Here is a 22,316-nt window from a genome sequence, read left to right on the forward strand (position 1 = left end):
TAATAAACGTATGGCAAGACGCGACAACGACTTGGAATTTAGTATCAATGCGGCGTTCGACGATGAGTGCGCGGTTAATGATACACTGCCTCTCTATTTAGTCAATGGTTCGCTGGGCGCGGGCAAGACGAGCGTCTTAGAGTTTTTGCTACGATTGGATGAGTTTGCAGGTTCGCGCGTAATTGAAAATGAGTTTGCGAACGAAAACGTCGATGGCTATCGGCTGGAAGGCTTAGCAGATGTTGTCACAACACTGGCGGGCGACTGCGTCTGTTGTTCGTCGGCGCATGCGCTTACGCGGATGCTGTATGATTTTAGCCGCTCCTCACCTGCTCCGGTCTTTATTGAGGCGACAGGTGTAGCGCGGACGATGAATCTAGTTGAGCGATTGGTGAGCGCTGGTGTGTTTAAGCGGTATGAGTTGGCGCATAGTTTTTATATTATTGACGCGCATGAGATCTTGCGTGGTATTAGCGCGGCGCAGGCGCTTGAGATGCAGGCTGCCGACACCGTACTAGTGACGAAGGAAGATTTACTGACAGAAGCGGAGGTACAAGATTATCGCAAAGAGCGTGCCACCCTGCCCTACGCGCGCGTTCTCAGTGCACCGCACGGACGATTTGACGCGAAAGGTTTATCGACGCCGTCTGGGCTACTGACGTTTTTTGATGAGTATGACGGCGAGCTGGCAATCCCAGACAACCCAACCTATAGCGTTATTGATACATCATGCCTACGAGCGGACGGTAAGACATACGAAACGTTGTGGCCTGAGCTGGTTCAAGCGTATGGACTGCGCCGGCTTAAAGGCGCGTTTGCCGACCACCGCGGTGCACATCGGCATATTGAGGCGACGCCAACCCATGTAGAGCTGCGCACGGCGCACGCTGATGAACCGTTAAAAATCGTACTCATCGGCGATCGCGCCGAAGAGATGACACACGACGTGTTTGCGTCGCAGTTGATGATGTTTGGCGAGTAATGGTAGATTTCTTCTTGTATTGTTTACGGTAGCCGGTAGCTTGTTGCGCTGATTGCGCCTGCGATAAACTGATCAATGATACGAGCGACAGTTGGCGCGGTCCACTCTGCTAGTATCTGCGCTTCGTCGCGGTTAAATTCACTCAAAACAAAATCGACGTCGCCGATTTGCCGCCGGCGCAGATTGTCGGCGCCGATACGAACGTGCCAAAACGTTTGCCCGATATGCCGATAGAGCGACTTTAATCCGTTATTGCCAGCGTCTTGCCCGCCCCGCCGAATGCGCACCTTGCCAAAATCAAGCACGATGTCATCGTGAATAACCAGCAAATCGTCGCGCGACAGCTTGTAGAAATCTATTAGTGCGCGTGCGGTGATACCGCAGTCATTGTAGTATGTCGTCGGTTTGGCAAATATGATTGTTTCACCGGCAATTGCTGTACGAGCGGCGACGGCGTGAAATTTTGCTTGTTCGCGCCATGTAATTTCTTGTGCTGCCGTGTACCGATCAAGCATCGCAAACCCAACATTATGACGCGTATTGTTATAGCGCGATCCGGGGTTACCTAAGCCGACAATTAGCTTCATAAGCCCTACTATAGCAGAATTGCGTAATTAGCGTAAGGTATATGGCTATAATATTGACTTTTAGTCACTAAAATAGTATAGTGTAAGCATGATGCAGCACGAAGATGAGTACGACCAGTTTCGCCGCCAAGAATGCAAAGAGATTACGACCGAAATGTTTCATGTTGATTTGCCGGTTGATGAGTTTTTGTGCGACGATGTCGAGACGGGCACTGGCTCGTATGCGACGCTTTTTCGCAGCGGTAAAGAGGTGTATGCGTTGCTTGTGGCGCAGCCGAGCGCGATGCAAACGATGGCTGACGTGCAACGTATTCTGAAAGGTATGGGCTTGACAGTTGATAAATATATGCCGCCGTATGCTGATCCGACGTATTTTTACCGCCAGGCGGCAGCGCTGATCAAGCGGCGTTATCCGGCTAGGCGATGTTGGACGGTTGAAGATCTGCGGTACTATAGCCGCCAAACGGCATACAGCCCGGCGCTCGTCCGCGTGGTTGCAATTGACGGTGCCGTTCGTCGTTACAATGCGGCTGGTAAATCATGGCAGGATGTGATGGAATGCTCATTCCGAAAGGTGCGGGTCGCGTATGCCTGAGTTTTGCGACGTGCACGCAGTACAACTGCGCGAGCTCGATAAGCGCGCCGAAACGCGTCCGCTTTTGTTTCGGGATGAGGCGCGACGCGCGTATGCGAATTATACGCGGCAGCAGCGTCGAATTGCTAAGCGGCTTAAGACGCCCGAAGTAACAGCGTTTGATTTTTACATGGCGTGGCGCGATCGATATATGGCGCGCATGCAGCGCATAATGTCAGCAGTCCAGGCGGGCAAGCTTGATAAGATGTTGGCGCGCGTGTTGCTTTTGCCGGATGACGCAAGCGTAAAGCAGCTTACGCAGGCGCTGATCGAAATCCGTACGGTGTGCGAGCGCCAAGCGCTGGTTGACACGGTATATAATATCCGCCGCAAGCGAGCGCGCCGCACAGCGCAAGCGTTGGTTGATATGGGCGATCAGGCGGTGGCGCATGATGTTGAGAGGTTTGTAAATTATCATTTGTACCGCACGGTGGCGCGGCAGCGGAATGTTGTCGTGGTAGATCGACACGCGAATTTGCTTGTCCGTATGATTCAGCGCGTGCGTGCGCGCCGGCAAACGCGTAAATTGGTGCGCGCGGCGCGGCGGCGGCTCGCGAGCATTGATACTGAATTGTTTGCAACCGAGCAGCTGCATAACGGCTTGGTGGCGCGCCTGTTTAGCCTCGGGATTGATTTGATTGAAGTGCTGGCGGCGCGGCATGAATACGAAAAAGCGCTTGAAAAGATGAGCGCAGCGGCGCGTAAGAGCCCGACAAAGAAACTAGAATTGTATGAGAAGAAAACGGCCAGCATCCGCAGCGCCTATCTTGATTCTGTGCCAGGATTGGCGGGGCTAAAAGATGTGCAGAAAGCGGCGAAAGAGATTGACGACGCGCTTCTGAAAGTATTTGACTTTGATATGCAGCAGTGCAATGATTTGATGCGCGCCCTGAAGCGCTACCGCACGCTGACGCGCGAGCGCAAAGAGCTAGAGTTGCGATTGTCGCGCGATTAAGTTACGGATAAGCTGAGTACAGGTGTAATAAGATTGGGCTCATGTCTTATGGTATCTATCTTTTGGTAATGAGCAAATAGTGATAGCGACGATATTCTCTACTCTATGAAAGAGTTTTTTGTGGTGTGGTATTGCGTTAGAAACCGTGTTACAATACGAGTGTTCTAAATCATTAAAACGCAGTCGCACTTCGGTCGGCAACGCATTTTATTATGCTTTTGCGCGATTAAACCTAAAAGTTAGGGCATCGCGCGAAACATCAGGGCTTAATCGCCCGAAGTGCGGACAAACGATTTAGAACACCGTCGCGGTGTCCTATTTTATTTTGGGACACTTGCAGAAGAGTGTTCTATGAATAGCAGTAACCTATCGATAAATAATTACATAAAACCGTATAACACCATTGCTATTGGTGATAACTTAAGTTATTTAAGATATTTATCGACCAATTTTGTGACCTTTGACGTAGTTTATATTGATCCACCGTACAATACAGGTAAAAACTTTTCTTATAATGATAAGCGTAGTTCGGGCGAATGGATTAGCTTCATGAAAAAACGGCTAGAATTAACAAAACAGATTCTGAAAGATGATGGAGTTATTTTTATTTCGATAGATGATAGTTCGCTCTGCGAGCTGAAGATGGTGTGTGATGATATATTTGGTAAAGATAATTTTATTGGTATTTTTATAACGAAACAAGCCGTACGAAGTAATTCTAAGCATATAAATACAATTCATGAGTATGTTGTGTCTTACGCTAGGAACAAGAAACATCTCGGCAAATTTCAAATTAAAAGAGCTGACAGTCCGAATGAAGCACCTATGATCGAGTATATTTCAAAAAGAGTTCGCAAAGAGTTTATGACTTCGGGGAAAAAGGCTGCCGAAAAATTACTTGCAAAGCTTAATTCTAATTATATGGCGAAGAAAGATATAACTTGGCTTCGTAACTATTCGCAAGTTGATGATAAGGGAGATATATTCTTTCCAAAAGACCTATCCGTGCCAGGCACACCTGCTGATCTGTTTATTGACGAGATAGATTTAAGGCTGCCGGCTTTAGAGACGAGAAAGTGGTCTTCTAAAAAGAAAATTATCCGGCTTCATGAAGAAAATAAACTTTATTTTAAAGGCGATCGTCCATACGAAATGCATTATTTAAAAGATGCTTGCGATAATGTGTTGTCCATTCTTGATTTTTACTCGCGACAAGGAACGAACGACCTGAAGAAACTTGGTTTATATAATCTATTTGATACGCCAAAACCTGTTGAGTTAATAAAATATCTTATTCGTATAGCCACCTATGAGAAAGATAATGCTTTGATTTTAGATTATTTTGCCGGTTCTGGCACTACAGGTCAGGCTGTCATGGAAATTAATACCGAGGACAAGAAAAACCATATATTTCACCTAGTTCAATTAGACGAGAAGGTTGCAAGAGGCACGGCTCAGTATAAGTTCGCTATCTCAAATAATATTACACCAAGTGTTGACCAACTTATGATACACCGCTTAAACACAGTGAAATACAGGTTGGGATATTCCTCGGACTTTAATGTTGAAAGAATCCACTAATATGAACATGCTATTGAACAGGGGAAACTTTCAGCCGATAGACGAAACATTCTTGACAAAAAGCTTAGATGTTTTTCAGAGAGTTAGTAATATTCAAGAAGAATACGACAGAGGTGACACGGATACTTTTATGAATGAAGTTCGTGATAGTATGGCTGCTAAGTACTTGCATTTTACACACATAAATGTTGATAAACACGGTTTTGATGCGCGACGAACGTTAGTGAATGGTTCTTTTGAATTTTTAGAGGTTAAGACCGCAAGTTTCGATGCAAGTACCTGGGGAGCTACTTTTAATGACACGAATCAAGAAAAAGCAAACGCTTTTAAGGAGCAGAACGTATACCTTTGTCTGTCTTTATGGCGATATGCGTCTGATCCGTTATTTTTTGCTTTTGGAAAAAATCCTGCTATTGGAAGTTTTCTTGAAGATAAAATGAAAAATCGTCCAGCAGGTTCAAGAAGTACCCAGTCGATTTCACTGCAGAATCTTATAAATCAATACGGCTTTACTATATACTCAGTAGGTAAGACGCCGTTACAATTATTTAATATCTTGCAAATGAAGAGGGGCTGTAAAAATATACCACTTTCAGCTATAAAGATGGTAAACGAGGTCTGACCATTAGATCCCTACTAAGGTTATTTTAGCAACTATGCCTTTTTGTTTCTTTCGTTCGCTTGTATGCCTTCGTGACCGGCTCTAAGCCTTTGGCGGCGCGTTCGCGGTTAGATTTGATTTGTTTTTCGTCGCGGAAGCTGAGCTTGATCGGCGTACCGGTGTAGTTGTAGGCGTCGCGCAGTTGTCGCTCTAGATAGCGTTTGTAGCTCCAGTGGACGAACTTCAGGTTACTGCCGTAAACGACAAACCACGGCGGATTGGTATCAGTATGAACAATGTAGCGTAGCTTCGGATGTGAATTTTTAAGCCCGGCGGGCGGGTGCGCTTGAATGGCGCGTTGCAGCATGTCGTTGAGAATGCGCGTTTTAGTGGATTGCTGGCGGCGCGCGTGAATGTCAAGCGCGAGGTCGAATAATTTTGTGACGTTCTGTCCTGTCGTGCTGCTTGTGAAAATCAATGGCGCCCATGGTACGAAGTCGAAAGTGTTGGCAATCTGCGGCGCAAGCGCGTCGCGCGTGTAAGCGTCCTTGCCGATAGCGGCGTCCCACTTGCTTACGACGAGCACCAAACCTTTGCCGGCATCGTTAATAAGCCCGGCAAGGCGTTGGTCAAGCTGAGTGTTGAGTTCGTTAACGTCCATTAATAGGAAGCAGATGTCGGCTTCTTCAATGGCTTGTAAACTGCGCAAAACGCTGAATTTTTCGATACCGACTGCTTGCTTACCCTGGCGGCGGATGCCTGCGGTGTCAATCAGCTCAATCTTGTGTCCGTGATAACCGAGCGTGATGCGCCCGAGGTCGCGCGTTGTGCCAGCGACATTAGCGACGATAGCCTGCTGTTTGCCGGCGAGCGTGTTGAACAAACTGGATTTGCCAACATTCGGGCGGCCGATGAGTGCAACTTTTACAATGTCGCTCGCGGGCTTGTCATGAATGATTGGAATTTCAGTACAGACGGCGTCAAGCAATTCGTGAATACCAGTATTATGCTCAGCGCTGGTGCGGATAATTGTTTTGATGCCGAGGCGGCGAAACTCGCCGTCCGGCAGGCTGCCGCGCAAGTCGGTTTTATTTAGCAATAATATGACGGGTTTGCGGCTTTTGAGGGCGGTTTTGGCGACGCGACGGTCTTCGTCGTTTGGATATTCAGTGCTGTCGGCGGCGACAAGAATGACATCGGCAGCATCGGCAGCTTCGGCGATTTGTTCTTGGATTGTGGCTTCGAACTCGTCTTCAGCGGGCTTAAGTCCGGCGGTATCAACCAGCCAAAATGTATGTTGTCCGTGGCGCGCTTTACCAATGACGTTATCGCGTGTTGTTCCCGCTTCGCGTGCAACAATTGCCTGCTGCGCGCGCATAATGCGGTTAAACAGCGAGCTTTTACCGGCATTCGCCCGCCCGATGATTGCAACTGTTGGAAGTTTCGTTGCCATAATACAGTATATTATAACAGAGGTAATGGGAATGTGCGAGCATGAATAAGTTCTCTAGAGTTGGTGGGCGAAGTTTTTTTTGAGCGGTGCCGCGAAAAAAAACAGTTCGGTGATTTGCCTGCCTATCTTGGAGATTAGTTTTTAGCTCGTTCAACTCGCGCTTGCTCCATTGTTTTGATAGACTCCCTTGCCGTTTCGCGTAAATCGTCCATATGATTCAAGAAAAATTCCCGCGTTAGTTCGTACACGTGCCACAGCTCCGCTTGTTTCTCCGGCGTGTCAGCGGCTGGCAGACAATATTTTGTGAGATGCTCGGCACTGAGCGATACGTCGTGTAATTGCTCGACCGTTAATATCGAATCATCATGCTCTAGGTAGTGTTTCATTTCATCAAGCATTGTTGGCATTACGTTGTCGTGCCACTCGGCGATCCAGTCGGTCATCGGCGGATCGTCAAGCATGAGGGCGAGGTATTCGCCGAGGTTTGTATTATATTCCGCCTCTTTTCGCGCATCATGATGCCATATACTTGTGGATGCAAACATCAATGGTCGACCACGATAGTCATATAATTCGCGCGGTTCGTCATAATAATATTTATCGGTTAAGTACTGTAGCGAGTCGACAAACGGTACGAGTTCGTGTGATTTGATCATAATACTAAATATAAATCATGTTAAATATGCTATTTATGATATATTTACCTCTCGCCATTCTCCTCGATTTATATCACTCAGCGCATAATTCCCGAAATTCGTGCGGTGTAGCCGAGTGACGGTGTAACCGAGCGCTGTAAATGTGCGGCGGATTTGCCGATTGCGTCCCTCACTCATAGTGATGTGCCATTCGCGGCGGTTGTCGTCGAGGCGCGTGAGTATGAGCTGGCTGCGCCCGTCGTCAAGATCTATGCCGAAGTCGCTGATCATTTGCTGGTGGAGCGGCTCAAGGTCGCGGTCAAGGCGGACGCGATATTGCTTTGTCTTAGCGAATTTTGGGTGCGTCATGCGGTACGCGAAGTCGCCGTCGTTGGTGAGAAGCAGTAATCCAGAACTATCTTTGTCAAGGCGTCCGACCGGTTTGAGTGCGTGAAATTCGGGCGGCAGCAGCGAATAAATTGTCGGCGTGCTGCCTTGCGCACGGCGCGAACAAACGTAGCCAACGGGTTTATTGAGTGCGATGTAGCGTAGCGCGGCAGGCTTATGGGAGACTGGCGCCCCTGCGACGTCAATGCTATCGCTCGGCGTAATACGCGCACCAAGCGTAGCGAGCGTATTATTGATTGTGACAGTTTCATTTTCGATCAAAACATCAGCCTCGCGGCGTGAGATGCCGAGCTGCCGCGCGAGGAACTTATTGAGCCGTTCCGATGACTTGTCGGTGTCGTGCGGAGTATTCATGCTGTATAATTTGCCTGCGGATTATAGCATAGTTTGCGATGCTGGCATATCTGCTCGGGCAGTTTCTTCAAATTCTAAGCCAGATCCGGATGTGTTACTGCTAGCGGTTGCGGGCGTAGGAATTGGCGGTGGCGGCGCAGAAGAAACTGGGAGTGGCGGCGTGGCGGCTAAAGGAGGCGTTGTCTGGTTTGCGGCAGGTTGCTCTGTGCTACCTCCTTGTGCGGGTGTGGCTGTCTGTGGTGTGATTGTCGCTGATTGTGCTGTGTATGATGGTGATGGTGCTGTTGGCACTGATGTCTGCTGCTGCGGAATGGGAGATTTTTGCACTTGAGGTACGGGTGACGTTAATGGCTGAGGCTGAGGCGTGCTTGGAACTGGCGATGTTATTGGCTGCGGCACATTAGCAGCTATCGCGCTTGGCAGTGCCGGCTCTTGTTTGAGCGAATCTGAGCCTAGGCGATTGGTAACAGTGGACAGATCAATAGGAGGAGTATCCGGTGCTGTGGGTGCTATAAATGTCGTTGGTATTGCTTCAGGTGTGGGACTGGCTGTGATGGTCGTTGATGGCGAAACGGGTGGTGTGATTGGTGCTGGCTGTGGAGTGGGCGTTGACACAGACACAGGTTGCGGTGCAGGAATAGCATCGATCGTCTGCGTACCGGCGAGTTCTTGGCTCATGCGTGCGGTGATGTCGACAATATCTTTTGAATTATCGTGCTCAAGCGGCTGAATAATATGTCCTGATGAACCCGGGCGCGGCGTCGAAAATGGCGCGACTGGCTGCGGTAATGTCGACGGTTGCGGTGCGGTTGTTGCGGACGCGATAGACATGGTTGAGCTAGCAGAACTCACCGGGACTGGTGCTGTGACGGGCGTTGGTGTAGCTGTAGTCGCTGGCGGAGACACGGGTGGTGTGATTGGTGCTGGTGTCGGCTGAGTAATGATGCGTGGTTGCGATGATTGCGGCGCGGCCGATGGATTTGGGCGCGCCGGCAACGTGATTGACGATGTTGTGCTAGGTCGCGGTGGCGTCATGGTGGCAGACGTTGATTCTGTCTGCTCAGGTGCACTTATATCATAGATATCGTCATCGGTGTCTTCTGAAGACACGAGTGGTGCTGGTCCGCTTGCGGTCGACGAATTATCCTCAAGCACTTCATGTACGGTACGGACGACATCTTCAATACCGACCTGTGATTTAACAAGGTAGCGGTCTGCGCCAAGTGCTAATCCGCGCCGGCGCTGCTCTTCGTTTGACAGCGCGGTCATCATGATTACTTTAACGTTTTTGGTCTCGGTAGTGCTGCGCAAAATGTCGAGCATATCAAAACCGCTAATCTTTGGCATCATCACATCGCTCACGATGAGGTCGGGGCGCTCTTTGATCGCCAGTGCAAGCGCTTCTTCGCCGTCGCCGGCAGACACGATGTCGTACCCCTCGGCGCCGAGCCGAACGTTATAGATTTCGCGCAAGCTCTTGTCGTCTTCTACTAATAATATTTTTGTCATCTTACCCCCTATTGTACCGATATTGTTGTGAAAAATCCATAGCGCTTACGGTTATTTTGGCGGATCGCGCGGCGGAACTGATAGTGAAACTTGCTGCCGCAGCTGTTTGATGTACTGTTCGGGATTAGCTTCGATTGATGATAGCGGCGTGTTGGTGTATGGAGTTTGTGCGTCCGGTGCGGCGGGCGGCGTGTCGATTGGCTGCGGCGTTGGCTCGGACGAGGATTGCGCCAGCGCCGCCTGCATTGTATCTTGGGCTGGCGGCTGGTTTTGCTGCTGTGCTCTTGTGGCGGCAATTGATGCTTTGAGCGCGGATTCTTTGATTAAACGCTGCGCGGTTGCATTATCAGCGCGCGGAATTGATACGAAGAACGTACTTCCCTTTTTATACTCGCTCTCAACCCATAAGCGCCCGCCGATCGTTTCGGCAAGCCGGCGGCATAAGTATAAACCGAGGCCGGTGCCATTGATTTCGCGCGTGTCGGTGTTGTCGACGCGGTAGAATTTTTGGAACAAGTGCGCTTGGTCTTCGCGCGGAATGCCGATGCCGGTGTCGGACACGCTGATAGTGACTTGTTTATCATTGCCAGTGATATCGACAGCGACCGAGCCGGCAGGCGTGTATTTAATAGCGTTTTCAATGAGATTTTGGACGATTTCACGCAGATGATCGTTATCGACATTAGCATAAAAGATCGGGCTGACTTGTTTGGCGCCATCCTCGTTTTGTGTCGGCCGGTAAATGAGGTCGAGTCCTTTTTCATCGGCGTGCGGCTTGAGTCCTTCGACGATGTCGCCGATGAACGGAATGACGTCAATGATGTGCGGGTCATTCTTCAGGCGGTGGTCGTCGGCTCTGCTAATATCAAGCAGGTCGGAGAATAGCCGCCCTAAATGTTGCGCCGACTCGTGTGCTTTTGTAATGTAGCCGCGCGCACGGTCGTCGACTGAAGCGGTTTGCGGGTTGAGTGCCAGCCCCAAATAGCCTTCAATGCTTGCGACGGGCGTGCGCATTTCGTGGCTGGCGGTGCTGACGAATTCAGCGCGTTGGCGCTCGTCGCGGCGTTCGGCGGTGATGTCGCGGAATACGACAATGACGCCGTCGTGCACGTCATCTGTGCCGATCGGGCTGACGGAAATGTACGCCAAAAATGATTTGCCAGACTGCGTTTGCACGCTTAATGTATCGTCTTTTGCCGGCTTGTTGTTGCTGAGCGCGATCATGACTGGATTGGTGCTGTCTGAAATGTCCGTGCCGGTTGACGTCTGTAATTTCAAAATGGTCTTGTAATTGAACCCGACGGCATCTTGCTCTCTCCAGCCGATCATTTGCTGTGCGGCGGGATTGATAAGCTTCACCGTTCCTTTGTCGTCGAGTGCGAGTACGCCGTCGCCGATTGCGTTAATGACAACCTCTGATGTACTCGCTGCCTTATCAAGTTTGGTGGCGAGCTCTTGATACGAGCGGTCTTTTGCGGCGTCGTGCGCAGCGGCGAATTGGCGCAGCCAAAACGGCAAGCCAGCGCAGAATGCGATCGCAAGCACGGCAATAACCGGCAACGACTGCGCAACGGGCGTGCTTTTCATAATAATTTGCTGCGCGGCAAATGCGACAACAAGTCCGCCGAAGAGTGCAACCATTTGCTTGCCAAGCACGCCGGCAATCGGCGCAAACATGACGAGTAAACTCATAAACGGCGAACGAACGCCGCCTGTCGTCATGACAAGCGCAACCGCCATCACGCAGCAGAGCGCATAATTCAGCCAGCACGACACGGTAAGTTTATGGTACGGTGCGGCGAAATACGACGCTACGGCGACGATGAGCACCATTGCCGCAAGAATGCCCGGTATAACCGGCACGAATAATCGTTCGCTCGCAGCATCTGATCCGGCGGCAAGAGACCACACGCATAGCCCGACGATAGCGCCGCTTATAATCATAATCGCTTCGCTCAGCCGACGATGCCAAAACCGGTTGATAAATTGAGCCGTAGCGCCCCCTAATTTCGTTAGTGCTTATGTCTGCTTAGTAGTATATCGGGTTGTCTCGGAGGATTCAAGCACTGGATGCTCGTTGGCTTTATGCGAATCCCTGCGGTATAGCATAGGCGAAATAATTTTTAGCTATTTTTAAGGTTGTCGGATATAATAAGAAATATGCGACAGATTTTCAAAACAACTCTTTTGATGACAGTGCTGACGGCGCTATTTATGGCGGTCGGCTATATGATTGGCGGGCGGTCCGGCATGCTGTTGGCGCTCGGGATTGCGGCGGTTTCAAACGTTGTGACGTATTTCTTCAGCGACTCAATTGTATTGAAGATGCAGGGTGCTCAGCCGCTTGGCGCTCGATATCCGCAGGTTGAACAGATTGTGCAGCGTCTCGCTGCTCTTGATAATTTGCCGATGCCGAAGCTGTATTATGTCGACACGCCGATTCCAAACGCTTTTGCGACGGGGCGTTCGCCGAAGCATGCGGCAGTGGCGGTGACGTCGGGCATTATGGAAATTCTAGAAGACGACGAGCTTGAGGCGGTATTAGCGCATGAGCTAGGACATGTGAAGAACCGCGATATGCTCGTGTCGACAGTTGTCGCAACGGTAGCAGGCGCAATTAGCTATTTAGCGCAATTTGCATTTTTCTTCGGCGGCTCAGACGACGAAGACGCAAACCCGCTTGCGATGGTTTTAATGGCGATACTGGCGCCGATTGCCGCGATGATGATTCAGATGGCGGTGTCGCGCAGCCGCGAGTATCTAGCGGATGAGCATAGCCACGATGTGCTTGGCACGGGCGAGCCGCTTGCACGAGCGCTCCGCAAGCTTGAAGATTGGAAATATTCGCAGCCGCCGATTGGCGCGTCGCCTGCACAGGAAGCGTCGGCGCACCTCATGTTTGCGAATATGTTCTCGATGCAAGGCCTGGCGGCACTCTTTTCGACGCATCCGCCGACCGAGGATCGCGTTGAGCGGCTGAAAGAACTTGACGAAGGCAACTAGTGGCGCGTAACGGCTGGCGGGATAGGATTGTTCACCGGTGGCTGCATATTCCCTATCGCCTATCAGTGCGGTACAAGCGGCTGCGGCGTCCGTTCGCGACGACGTACGTACTGATTCACGGGCTCGCGGATACGGGCGCGTTGTGGCAGCCGCTACTTGCGCAGTTGCCGAAGCAGAGTAACTATATCGTGGTGGATTTGCTCGGTCATGGTGAATCTCCGCAACCGCATGACGAATCAATCTATCGCGCATCGGAACAGGCGCGGCATGTGCTTACGACCTGTGTGGCAGCAGGATTATCTGGTCCTGTTGTACTGATTGGACATTCGTTCGGCGCGTTAGTGGCGACGGAGTTTTCGCATATGTACCGCGGGATTGTACGGCAGGAGGTGCTCGTGTCGCCGCCGATTTACCGCGATGAAACGGGCAGCCGGCGCGATTGGCTGCGTCAAGATAAATTACTGCGTAGCGTTTACCGCCAGGTATTGAAAACGCCCAACTTGGTAGTGGCGGGTTATGAGCTGGGCGATAAGTTGGGTGCGCTTGGATTTTCGCACATGCAGTTATCGAAAAACACGTTTGCGGGATTTGAGAATACGCTGCGAGCGGGTATTATAAGCCAGCGGACGGGGCGACTATTGCGGCACATAACGATTCCGACAACAATCATCTACGGGCGGCTTGATCCGCTGTTAGTGGCGCGCAACTTTACTGCTCTTGCGCGGGTGAATTCATGTATTACCGTGCGTCCACTCTCAACTGGACACGCGATTCGCGAGCGCACGCTGCGCGAAATTGTGGCGGTAATACAATCTCGCTAGCATACGTGCGTTTGAGAGCGATCCTCTTGGCTGAGTGGTGCTGCCGGCTTCTTCTAGCTGTTGCGGCTTACGGTAAGTAGAGCTATTGATCTCTTAATATCGCGGCGGCAATTCAATTGTGTAATCTGTAGTGATGTTGCCTGTCGTGTTGGAGATGTAGTTTGCCGCCCAGAGGTATGCGTCGGCGCGCATGTTGATAATTTCGGCAGGGTCGTTGTAACCATCAACATCTCCCGCTCCGCGCCTGTCGCTGCCGAATGTCCGTCGCAATTGAAGCTCGCGCGCAAGCACGGGACCATTAATGCGCAGCTGCTGGTTGCATGTATTGGCATTGAGCCCGTTTGCATAATTAACGCCGCGCGCACGAATCGCCGTGAGGTTTGGCGTTTCGTCGACTTCGCATGTCGAGACGATGCCATCTTGCGTGTTGTTTTTGTTTGGTGTCGCCGCAAGCCACGCATCCACCTGCGTGACATTATTCCGTATGATGATGTTGCTTGCGACTATGACGAGCTGCGTGATATCGCTTGATTTATGGTAACTTGACGGAGCGTAGGTGATATTGCCGTCAATAATAACGGTTCCTGCGCTTTTGATGATAATTGATTTGCCTGCTCCTACTTCGCCGCTGATTTTTACGACGCGCGCTGTGGCGTTATAAACGCCGGATGCCATACCGCCAAGTGAAACATTACCGGCGTGATTGCGTACATTTGAGGTAAATTGTCCGCCAATGTTTGGCTGCGCCGGAATCATTCCCCATTTTCCGTAGCCGCCGCCTGGTATGCCGGCGTTTGCAAACGATAAATTATTGCGGGTCGCTTCGGTTGAAGTGCTCGCGTTTGCTGCGCCCGCGCCGACGCCCGACAGTCCGCCAGCTGACGCCGACCGAATTACGCCGTTCTGCGGCGTCGTCATGCCGTATTCACCCCAGCTGCCGAAGAGCTGTCCGCTGTCGGCAAGAGAGCTCATTGCGGTGATGATTGATGATCGCGTGTATTGCGCGGCGGGTAGCCCGGTAACAACGCCGGAGTTTGATCCGACGCGAATACCATTACCCCAAACTTGTACGGATGGTTTTTTCGCAATACGGTAACACTTTGGATATGCGACTCGGCGGTGCGTATCGCCGCCTGCACGTGTGCCCCAATTGTAATGGCGGATAGTCATGGTTCGACACACGAGATCGCCGACTTGCGCGCCTGTCGTTTTCAGCTTTTCATTGTTCACTTGATTGCCGCCGCTACTTAATGCGGAGACAATAGCGCCTGCGAGCGTATTACAATCCGGCACATATGCGTGCAAGTCTGGATTGCCTTTCATCCATTCGCAGGCGTGAACAATTGAGCCAAAATCAACTTCGGCGTAGCGCAGCGATCCGGAGCTTGTTTTGTTAAATATTTGATTAAAAATAGCTGTTACGGCACTCTCTCCGCCGGCTGATTGGATAACCGAGTTCGGGATTTTGAAGTCGTATGTACCCCAATCTACGCCGATATTACGCAAGATGCCTCCTTCGTTTTGGATGATACTCGGCGCATCGATTTGCGTGTCTTGATTGGTGGCGCCAATTGATGTGCTGCCGTCGCCGATTTTTGGAATGAGGTCAAAGGTTGATTTGACAACGAAGCAGGCCGGAACGGAGTTGTCCCATACATGATCTATAGAAGTATTCCAATACCATGCAACTTTTTGACATACATACCAGCCTATTTTGCTGCCATCGCTTGGTATGCGCATGCCGAGGCAATCATCGTCATAGCTGTATAGACTGAGTGCATCTGGTTTAATAAAAATGGTATCCCAACTGCGGTATTTTTGCCCTGAGCACTGTGTCTTGGCGGGAGGATCTGCACCTCGCCACACAACTATTTTTGTGTCGCTGCCACAGCTGTTCCAGTTTTGGCGTTCACAATTTACAACCTCATGATAATTGCGGAAAAACGTGTTTTTGATATTTATTTTTAGCTCAAGCTCTTGTCTTCCGTATCCAGGTAATTCAACGTTGCGTAAGTTGCTCGAAAAGCGTGCGAGCTCACCTGAGCCTATTGTCGGCTGATCAGATGCATGGTTGATTGCACCCCATCCATCCGGCTGAGAATTCTTATAGTTTTTGTAAGATGTGTAACCAGAACCAGATTTGGCGACAGCATACGTTTGTCCGTTAACATCCCAGCCTTGCGGTTTGGCGCGCCGGCGCAGCCAGAAATTTGTGCCCTCAGTGTCGCAATTAATAGATTTTCCGCTATAGGTTTTTACGATATTTCCGAATTTTCGTGCCAAGCAGCTCGTCCCATTAAACCTCACTCTTTCTGCAGGACCGCCAGGTTTAGCAACGCCGTTAATATCAATTTCTAGCTCAAGCTGATCATTTGAATTAATCCACCACCATATACCGTGTCCGCTGCGGTGACCTCGATCAAAGAATATACTACCGTTAGAGTCTTTGTGTCCATTCAGATTGAGCACGCGCACATTGCGTCCGCCCCCACCGATGGAAAATAATGAGTAGATGTGGGTATCGCTTGAAAACTGCGTGTTCCACGATCCGCGGATATTTGCACGCAGCTTAGTGGCATTCCAATCTACCCAAATAGGATTATCTGGCGTTGACCCCGCCTCGCTTAAGTAGCTAGATCCTGGATTTGAGAGCCAGAACACGGCGCATGGATATGAAAGGAACCTACTGTCTCCACACGGATTGCCACCCCAGCCAGTTTCTTCTGCACGATTTCGACCTGAATTCTTTCCATTGCTGCCTCGCCATGCATTTGCTTGTTGATACATGCACGCCGTCAGTACGAATGCCACGCTTACCACCAACAAAATTGTCCGTGCAACATTTTTACCTAATGTCTGGCTAAAATATGTACGCATCACTGTGGCTTACCTTGGTTGTTTTGAGTGACACCTCCACGCAAAGCCTCCATTTGTTGTAAGCTTGTCATCGTTTGTAGCTTTGGACTTGGATAGATGCCTTTATCGGCAAGTGCGACTATTTTGTGGTATGTATTATTAAGCTCATCGGTTTGCGATCCGGTATTGATAAGTGCGAGGTAGTAATAGCGCATATACAGGCACGAGGCATCATTGTCACTGCCACTTTTTGATGTAATAGTTGAAACAAGGTCTTTTAACTTAGCGGTGTCAGATAGCGATTCATTATATTTCGCAACAAGATTATCGTTGCAGATATTTTTTGATACGACCACTCGTTCATCTAGTTGTTTTATACCGGCATATAACCACCCTATGGCGAGTGCGCCGCCGATACCGCCGATGATAATAATTACTATAGCGGCACGACTTTTTGTGCCCAGCGTAATCCCTACCTTTTTCTTGCTCATGCTTCCAGTATATCGCAAGACGAAGCTGCCGGCAATAATAAAACATCGCCGCAGTACGCGGCGTGTATTGATGAGGCTTGTCGTAATTTTCATGGTGATCGTACCGGGAATCGAACCCGGATTGCCAGGATGAGAACCTGATGTCCTAACCGTTAGACGATACGACCTAGCGTCATCTACTATATCAAAATTACTCGTTCGCGTCTACCGCTGAATTGCCGATCTGCTGTACGATTTCAAGCAGGCGCCGCGGCGTAATCTCCGCTTTCACGAAATATGCGTCGACATTACGTTCAATTTCTTGGCGCGTTTCTTCGTCTTGATCAAAATTCGTCATGACGGCAACATGCGAATGCTTTGCGACCGGATTCTTTTTGATCTCGCGCAAGATTTCTTGTCCGCGCAGTTCTGGCAGCATGATGTCAAGCAATACCAAGTCGTACGCTTTGTTGGTTGCCATCACCAGCCCGTCGCGCCCGTCGATCGCCCATTCGACGTCGTAACCTGCCTGGCGCAAACTGCGCACATACATTTCGCCGATGAACCGGTCGTCTTCAATCATTAAAATCGTTTTTATCGCCATAGTGTAGACTCCTTTACCCTGAATAGGTTGCGTGATTGGTAATTGATTCGCCATGCCGCGCGACGAGCGCCGTGTTAATATGTCCGTTTGCTTGCAAGGTTTCGGCGACGCTGGCGTAGACCGGCAGCGTGAATGAAAACGTTGAGCCGACGCCTTCGGTGCTTGATACGCTGATCGTGCCGCCGTGGCTTTCAACGATCGCTTTACAAATGTACAGCCCAATTCCTGTGCCGGCGACGGTTTCGCGCGAGCGGTGCGAGCGGTAGAATTTGTGAAATAGATTGCCGACGACGTTTGCCGGCATACCGATACCATTGTCAACAACCGAAACCTTCACGAACGCGCCCTCAACGGCGGCGTTAACGCGCACAATACCGCCGTTATTTGAATATTTGATGCCGTTGTCAATCAGGTTTGATAAAACTTCGCTAATGCTTGACGGGTCGGCGGCGACAGTCGGCAAATTATCGGGAATATCAACAACGAGTTGGCGGTGCTGTGACGAAGCGCGCAAGTTCATGTCGTCGCGGATTGTTTGGTAAATGTGCGCGAGCGACTCTTCGCTGAGATGGATTTTCAAGTGCCGCCGGTCGTATTTGCTTGTGTTCAAAATATTGTTGATATAGCCGGACAGGCGGTTGCCGCTGACGATGAGGCGCTGAAATAACTCTTTTTGCTCGGCGGTAAGTACGTCTTCAAGCTCAAGCGATAGTACATCTAAGTAGCCGCGAATGACTGTAATTGGACCGCGCAATTCGTGCGCCGCAAACGAGATGAAATCTAACCCGTCGTCTTCCGGTTGGTAAATGTCTGATTCGTCGTATGCGATTAGCACGACTTCGGCGGCGCTCCCCTGTTCAAAGCTGGCGGTTACGTTGAATATTCGCCGGTCTTCATCGCCGATGATTTTATTTGGTACGCGTAGCCAAGTTTGCTGGGCGTGTACCGTGTTGGTCTCGCAAGCGGCGAGCCAATTTGTAAAATCGTCTGGCTCATCGAATAATAACTCTAATTTGAGCGCACCCTCTTTTGTTTGCTTGACGGGCGCTGCGCGGTTGGCGAACGAAATCTCGCCGGCGGTATTCATGACGACGATGCCGGTGTTTGTTTGATTGAGCGCAGTGAGCAGTGTTTTATAGCGCTGTGAGGCATGTGAATTGTCTGCATCAGCATTGTCGGCGGAATTATTCTTGTAAATATACAGCAGCATATCGTGAAAACCGTCTTTAGCATAGCGCGGCAAATTTGGATTGCCGAGCGGCTGGTCGACAGTTTGTCCGGCGGCGCGCGCGATCGCAGTTGCTAAATCGCGCAAGGGAGCCAGCAAAAACAGTATTAAATAAATATTCAGCGCTACAGACGTTATAATTGTTGCGCCCATCGTGATGATAAACGGCAGCGCGTCGATGTGCGCGCCTGCCACGATTAACGCCCCGCCGACTACCAATACGACGAGCAGCTGCGTGAGGAGCGAAAGCAAGATCGCGTTCCGGCGGTAAATTCTCCAATAGTCGCGCATTTCGGCGACGCGCTTCGGCGCATGGCGCGTGTTTTTTCCTAATGCCACGCGACGCCTCCTCCGCTATTTGCCGCCGCGCCTATCCAGGTTTGCCCGCGATTGAGCGCGATTTCTTTGCCGTTGGCGTCGAAAAAGCGTAACGGCTCGGCGCGGCTGCCTTTGCGCCATGTTGCTTCAACGACCGTGCCGTTTTGGAAAACATGCGCCGTGCCGCTCCCGACTGTGACGATACTTTGCCGCCAGCCATCTTCGCGTACGGTGGTTTCGTCGACGCGCATGGCGATGACGACGCTCGGCGCGATGCGGCCTTCTTCGCGGTCGTTGCTGGCTGCGCCGCCAATGCTGCGCAGGTATGAGTTGCTTGCTTTATCGTAGTCGTAGTGCGTGTTGTAGAGTGGACCGCTAAAGTTGATATCAATACTCGTGGCGTTTGGCTGTTCGCTGGCTGTGCCGTCGGCGCGCGCTTGCCCGGAGAATTGCGAGTTTTTGTAGCCTTTCGCGGCGTTGAGCGCGTCGAGTTTTTCAAAGTTTGTGTAGACATTATGCGGCGCATAGCGGTCGCGAGCACGCCAATAGCTGCCGCTGTTGAAGAACTGGTCAATGTCGCGGTAGCTGCCGTTGCGGACTTCGGCGAGTGCTGCTGCGCTGCCGCCGACATGGGCAACGCTTGCTTGATACGGCGCGAGCCAATCAACGTAATACATACGCAGGCTGCGCACCGGTCCGACTAGACCCGGTTTATGTTGTTGGTATAAACACAAAAATCGCGTGATGCCTCCTTCGGCGATCGCCTCATAGACGACTTCCGCCTGTTTTAGCCCGGACTGCGGGCGCGAATCCGGCGAGTTCTCAATCATCACTGCAGTGACCGGTTTGGTGACAGCGGTTTCGTCGGCAACTTCTATTCCATTGAGCTGCGAGTAGAATTTTGTCGGTCCGGTTTTCTTCTTGCGTACAATTGGCGTGTGGTCGGTTTGCGCAACAGGCGGCTGATAGGTTAAATAAAACGCTGCCGCGCAGCCGATAAAAATGAGCAGCACGCCGCAAATCAATATCGTCGCTAAGCGGTGGCGCTCAATAAACGCGCGAAACCGTTTGATTTTGCCTGGCTGCTGTTTGGCAAGCAGCTTGCGGCTGAGCTCGGTTGATCTTTTTGTGTCCATGCTTATGGTTATTATAACAGATTGCGTACCGTACCGTGGCGTTTTGATGCGATACTTGCGGCTTAGTATCGTTATAGGTTGAAAAACAACAATACTATTGCTAATTTTATATAAATATTATATAATAAAAGGATAATGTCTACGAAAAATCATTTTGAGCATACGCTGCCTCCTCTGTCATTGGCTAATGGAACGCAGCTGAGCGCCGGGTTGTACAGTGTTGAAGGCGGAACGCGCTATCGAATGGTATTTGGCGATCATCCTGAGCGCCTGAGTTCGCCGCGCGTCACGTTTAACTCAGAGGCTGGCAGAATTGCGCATTTTGCTGGTATGCTATTTCGCGGTGCTCCGCGAGATTCCATGGCCGGCATGTCGATGATTGACTATTTTACCAAAGTGGCGCAGGGAGAATTGGGGCTGGCGATTGGCGAGACTTCAACGATGCGTAAGCCCATCATTGTTCGTTGCCTCGCAAAATACGGTTTTCTCGCGAGCCGGCTGGAGAGTACGAGCGTGCGCGCCGGGCTGCTGCCGCGCGGGATTGATGACGGCCATCATCCGAATGTTCACTTTATTTCGGGCAATCAAGCGGAATTTGAAGATTCGCGTTGGTGGCGGTTTTATCGCGTCGTGAACGAAAGAGAGCTCCCTTACCGCTACCCGCTTGAGCATCCGTCAACAGAGATAGATCTGCATACATCGTTTACACTAGAATGATGCTAGCCGCTTAAGCGTCGTCTCTTTGCCGAGTAGCGCGAGCGTGTCGTTGAGCTGCGGGCTGAATGGCGCCCACGTGATGGCGATACGGACAAGGCTGAATAAGATGCCGGGTTTTTGACTAGTTTTTTCGAGTAAATCGTTAAGGCGCTGCTGAATTGATTCCGGCGTCCAATCGGTGAGCGCGGCGAGTGAATCGTGTGCAGTGCGCATGAGGGCTTGGCGCTCACCGGGCGAAAGTTTTTTGAGCTGTTTGTTCGTCTCAATGAGCGAGTCGTCGCGCGTGGGTTCTTCAAAAAAGTAATTGGTGAGCTGGGGCAAGTCGGCAAGTGTTTTTAAGCGGTCTTGCGCCAGGGCGAGAACGCGTTTTTTGTAATCCTCGCTCGCCTGCGCTGCGGCGGGCGGCCAGTAAGTAGAAGCAGCCGCAGATTGCTTCGAAGATCTGTTGCCAGCAGGATTGCTCACCCGTGTATATAAATCGTCCAAACTCAGGCGCCGAATCCATTGCCCGCTCATCCAAAGCAGCCGCTTTTCGTCGAAGCGCGCGCCGGATTTTTGCACGCGGCTGAGGCTGAATTTCTCAATCAGCTCGTCGCGGCTGAAGATTTCTTGCTCGGTGCCGTCGTTCCAGCCCATGCTCGCGAGAAAATTCAGCATCGCTTCGGGCAAAATCCCATCGGTGCGGTAATCGGAGACGCTTTTTGCGCCGTCGCGTTTACCAAGCTTTTTCTTACCGTCGGGCGCCATGATGTGCGGCAGGCACGCTAAAACCGGCGGCGTCAACCCAAATGCTTCGTATAGGCTTAAATAGCGCGGAATCGACGAGATGTACTCCAGACCGCGGATGACATGCGTGATATGCATTTCAGCGTCGTCTACGATGTGTGCAAAATTATACGTCGGGTAGCCGTCGGCTTTGATAAGAATGAAATCATCAAGCGCTTCTGGTCCAGCAGATAACTCGCCCATTACCGGATCGTGCCAAGTGTAGCGTTTCGGATTAGCGACTTTGAATCGCAGCGGCTGCGTGCCGTCCCATGCCGGCGGATTTTCGGGGCGGTAATCGCGGTACAAAAATGCTTTTTTAGCGGCGCGCGCTTCGTCGCGGAAGGCTTGCACTTGCTCTGGGGTGTATGGATCGGCGTATGCCAGCCCCTTGTCGATTAACGTCTGCGCCCATGCGCGGTAGATTTCGAGCCGCTCGGATTGGTGATATGGACCGTACTCGCCGCCGCGCCGTGGTCCTTCGTCCCAGTCAAGTCCCAGCCATTCAAGCGTATCTAAAATTAAACCCTCTGCACCCGGCACAAAACGCGCGCGGTCGGTGTCTTCAATGCGCAAAATAAACGTGCCGCCCTGCTGCCGCGCTAAAAGCCACGGGAACAGCGCCGCGCGAACATTGCCGACATGAATATAACCCGTCGGACTCGGTGCAAATCGCGTGCGAATGGTTGTCATCATATA

At 50.9% G+C, this 22,316-nt stretch carries 20 protein-coding genes and 1 tRNA gene; 8 read left to right on the plus strand and 13 right to left on the minus strand.

All coding sequences use genetic code 11. The features are described 5' to 3' along the window. Positions 1–10 precede the first annotated feature (10 nt). The gene (locus SEML1_RS01505) at positions 11–982 is read left to right on the plus strand and encodes a GTP-binding protein (protein WP_376754296.1); all 972 of its coding nucleotides are present in this window, start codon (positions 11–13) and stop codon (positions 980–982) included. A 23-nt stretch (positions 983–1,005) separates the two neighbouring features. Here SEML1_RS01505 and pth read toward each other — a convergent pair whose 3' ends face one another. Next, a complete protein-coding gene (gene pth, locus SEML1_RS01510; RefSeq protein ID WP_376754297.1) occupies positions 1,006–1,569 on the minus strand; it encodes an aminoacyl-tRNA hydrolase in 564 nt (187 codons plus the stop codon). Between the two features lie 88 nt (positions 1,570–1,657). Between pth and SEML1_RS01515 the strand changes: the two genes are divergently transcribed. The 4 genes from SEML1_RS01515 to SEML1_RS01530 all read left to right on the plus strand — a co-directional run bounded on the left by SEML1_RS01515 (position 1,658) and on the right by SEML1_RS01530 (position 5,361). Continuing rightward, a complete protein-coding gene (locus SEML1_RS01515) occupies positions 1,658–2,164 on the plus strand; it encodes a hypothetical protein (protein ID WP_376754298.1) in 507 nt (168 codons plus the stop codon). Beyond that, positions 2,157–3,158 (plus strand): hypothetical protein, encoded by a 1,002-nt coding sequence (locus SEML1_RS01520; protein WP_376754299.1) that lies wholly within the window; start codon positions 2,157–2,159, stop codon positions 3,156–3,158. Before SEML1_RS01515 ends, SEML1_RS01520 begins: the two co-directional genes overlap by 8 nt. A gap of 351 nt (positions 3,159–3,509) precedes the next feature. Beyond that, positions 3,510–4,739, plus strand: coding sequence for a site-specific DNA-methyltransferase (locus tag SEML1_RS01525; RefSeq protein ID WP_376754300.1), 1,230 nt, complete (start codon positions 3,510–3,512; stop codon positions 4,737–4,739). A gap of 130 nt (positions 4,740–4,869) precedes the next feature. Then, positions 4,870–5,361 (plus strand): hypothetical protein, encoded by a 492-nt coding sequence (locus tag SEML1_RS01530; RefSeq protein WP_376754301.1) that lies wholly within the window; start codon positions 4,870–4,872, stop codon positions 5,359–5,361. A 25-nt stretch (positions 5,362–5,386) separates the two neighbouring features. Here SEML1_RS01530 and der read toward each other — a convergent pair whose 3' ends face one another. The 5 genes from der to SEML1_RS01555 all read right to left on the minus strand — a co-directional run bounded on the left by der (position 5,387) and on the right by SEML1_RS01555 (position 11,643). Next, positions 5,387–6,793, minus strand: coding sequence for a ribosome biogenesis GTPase Der (der, locus tag SEML1_RS01535; RefSeq protein ID WP_376754302.1), 1,407 nt, complete (start codon positions 6,791–6,793; stop codon positions 5,387–5,389). Positions 6,794–6,927: 134 nt separating this feature from the next. Further along, on the minus strand, positions 6,928–7,449 hold the full coding sequence (locus SEML1_RS01540; protein WP_376754303.1) for a hypothetical protein: 522 nt from the start codon (positions 7,447–7,449) through the stop codon (positions 6,928–6,930). A gap of 33 nt (positions 7,450–7,482) precedes the next feature. Further along, the gene (locus SEML1_RS01545) at positions 7,483–8,190 is read right to left on the minus strand and encodes a pseudouridine synthase (protein ID WP_376754304.1); all 708 of its coding nucleotides are present in this window, start codon (positions 8,188–8,190) and stop codon (positions 7,483–7,485) included. 21 nt (positions 8,191–8,211) lie between these two features. After that, positions 8,212–9,699, minus strand: a complete 1,488-nt coding sequence (locus SEML1_RS01550; RefSeq protein WP_376754305.1) for a response regulator transcription factor — start codon at positions 9,697–9,699, stop codon at positions 8,212–8,214. 51 nt (positions 9,700–9,750) lie between these two features. Continuing rightward, entirely contained in the window at positions 9,751–11,643 is a 1,893-nt protein-coding gene (locus tag SEML1_RS01555; protein WP_376754306.1) for a sensor histidine kinase, read from the minus strand. A 216-nt stretch (positions 11,644–11,859) separates the two neighbouring features. Between SEML1_RS01555 and SEML1_RS01560 the strand changes: the two genes are divergently transcribed. Then, positions 11,860–12,702, plus strand: coding sequence for a zinc metalloprotease HtpX (locus SEML1_RS01560; protein WP_376754307.1), 843 nt, complete (start codon positions 11,860–11,862; stop codon positions 12,700–12,702). Then, on the plus strand, positions 12,702–13,523 hold the full coding sequence (locus tag SEML1_RS01565) for an alpha/beta fold hydrolase (RefSeq protein WP_376754308.1): 822 nt from the start codon (positions 12,702–12,704) through the stop codon (positions 13,521–13,523). The genes SEML1_RS01560 and SEML1_RS01565 overlap by 1 nt, the downstream gene beginning before the upstream one ends. Positions 13,524–13,616: 93 nt before the next feature. Here the strand turns inward: SEML1_RS01565 and SEML1_RS01570 are convergent, their stop codons facing one another. From SEML1_RS01570 to SEML1_RS01595, 6 genes are all read right to left on the minus strand, one after another. Next, the gene (locus tag SEML1_RS01570; RefSeq protein WP_376754309.1) at positions 13,617–16,403 is read right to left on the minus strand and encodes a hypothetical protein; all 2,787 of its coding nucleotides are present in this window, start codon (positions 16,401–16,403) and stop codon (positions 13,617–13,619) included. After that, entirely contained in the window at positions 16,400–16,870 is a 471-nt protein-coding gene (locus tag SEML1_RS01575) for a hypothetical protein (protein WP_376754310.1), read from the minus strand. Before SEML1_RS01575 ends, SEML1_RS01570 begins: the two co-directional genes overlap by 4 nt. A 92-nt stretch (positions 16,871–16,962) precedes the next feature. Beyond that, positions 16,963–17,037, minus strand: a tRNA-Glu gene (locus SEML1_RS01580). Positions 17,038–17,060: 23 nt separating this feature from the next. After that, complete coding sequence (locus tag SEML1_RS01585; protein WP_376754311.1) at positions 17,061–17,453, minus strand: response regulator transcription factor; 393 nt, start codon at positions 17,451–17,453, stop codon at positions 17,061–17,063. Positions 17,454–17,466: 13 nt separating this feature from the next. Further along, positions 17,467–19,020 carry a sensor histidine kinase gene (locus SEML1_RS01590; protein WP_376754312.1) on the minus strand — a complete coding sequence of 518 codons (1,554 nt, stop codon included), beginning with the start codon at positions 19,018–19,020 and terminating at the stop codon, positions 17,467–17,469. Then, on the minus strand, positions 19,011–20,135 hold the full coding sequence (locus tag SEML1_RS01595) for a DUF3048 domain-containing protein (protein WP_376754313.1): 1,125 nt from the start codon (positions 20,133–20,135) through the stop codon (positions 19,011–19,013). The genes SEML1_RS01590 and SEML1_RS01595 overlap by 10 nt, the downstream gene beginning before the upstream one ends. A gap of 135 nt (positions 20,136–20,270) precedes the next feature. On the opposite strand from SEML1_RS01595, the gene SEML1_RS01600 reads away from it, so the two are divergent. Next, entirely contained in the window at positions 20,271–20,852 is a 582-nt protein-coding gene (locus SEML1_RS01600; RefSeq protein ID WP_376754314.1) for a hypothetical protein, read from the plus strand. Here SEML1_RS01600 and gltX read toward each other — a convergent pair. Next, positions 20,844–22,313, minus strand: a complete 1,470-nt coding sequence (gene gltX / locus SEML1_RS01605; RefSeq protein WP_376754315.1) for a glutamate--tRNA ligase — start codon at positions 22,311–22,313, stop codon at positions 20,844–20,846. The two genes, SEML1_RS01600 and gltX, sit on opposite strands and share 9 nt — an antisense overlap. Positions 22,314–22,316 lie beyond the last annotated feature (3 nt).

The sequence above is a fragment of the Candidatus Saccharimonadaceae bacterium ML1 genome (genome assembly GCA_030253535.1).
Taxonomy (GTDB): Bacteria; Patescibacteriota; Saccharimonadia; order Saccharimonadales; family Saccharimonadaceae; genus Saccharimonas; species Saccharimonas epibionticum.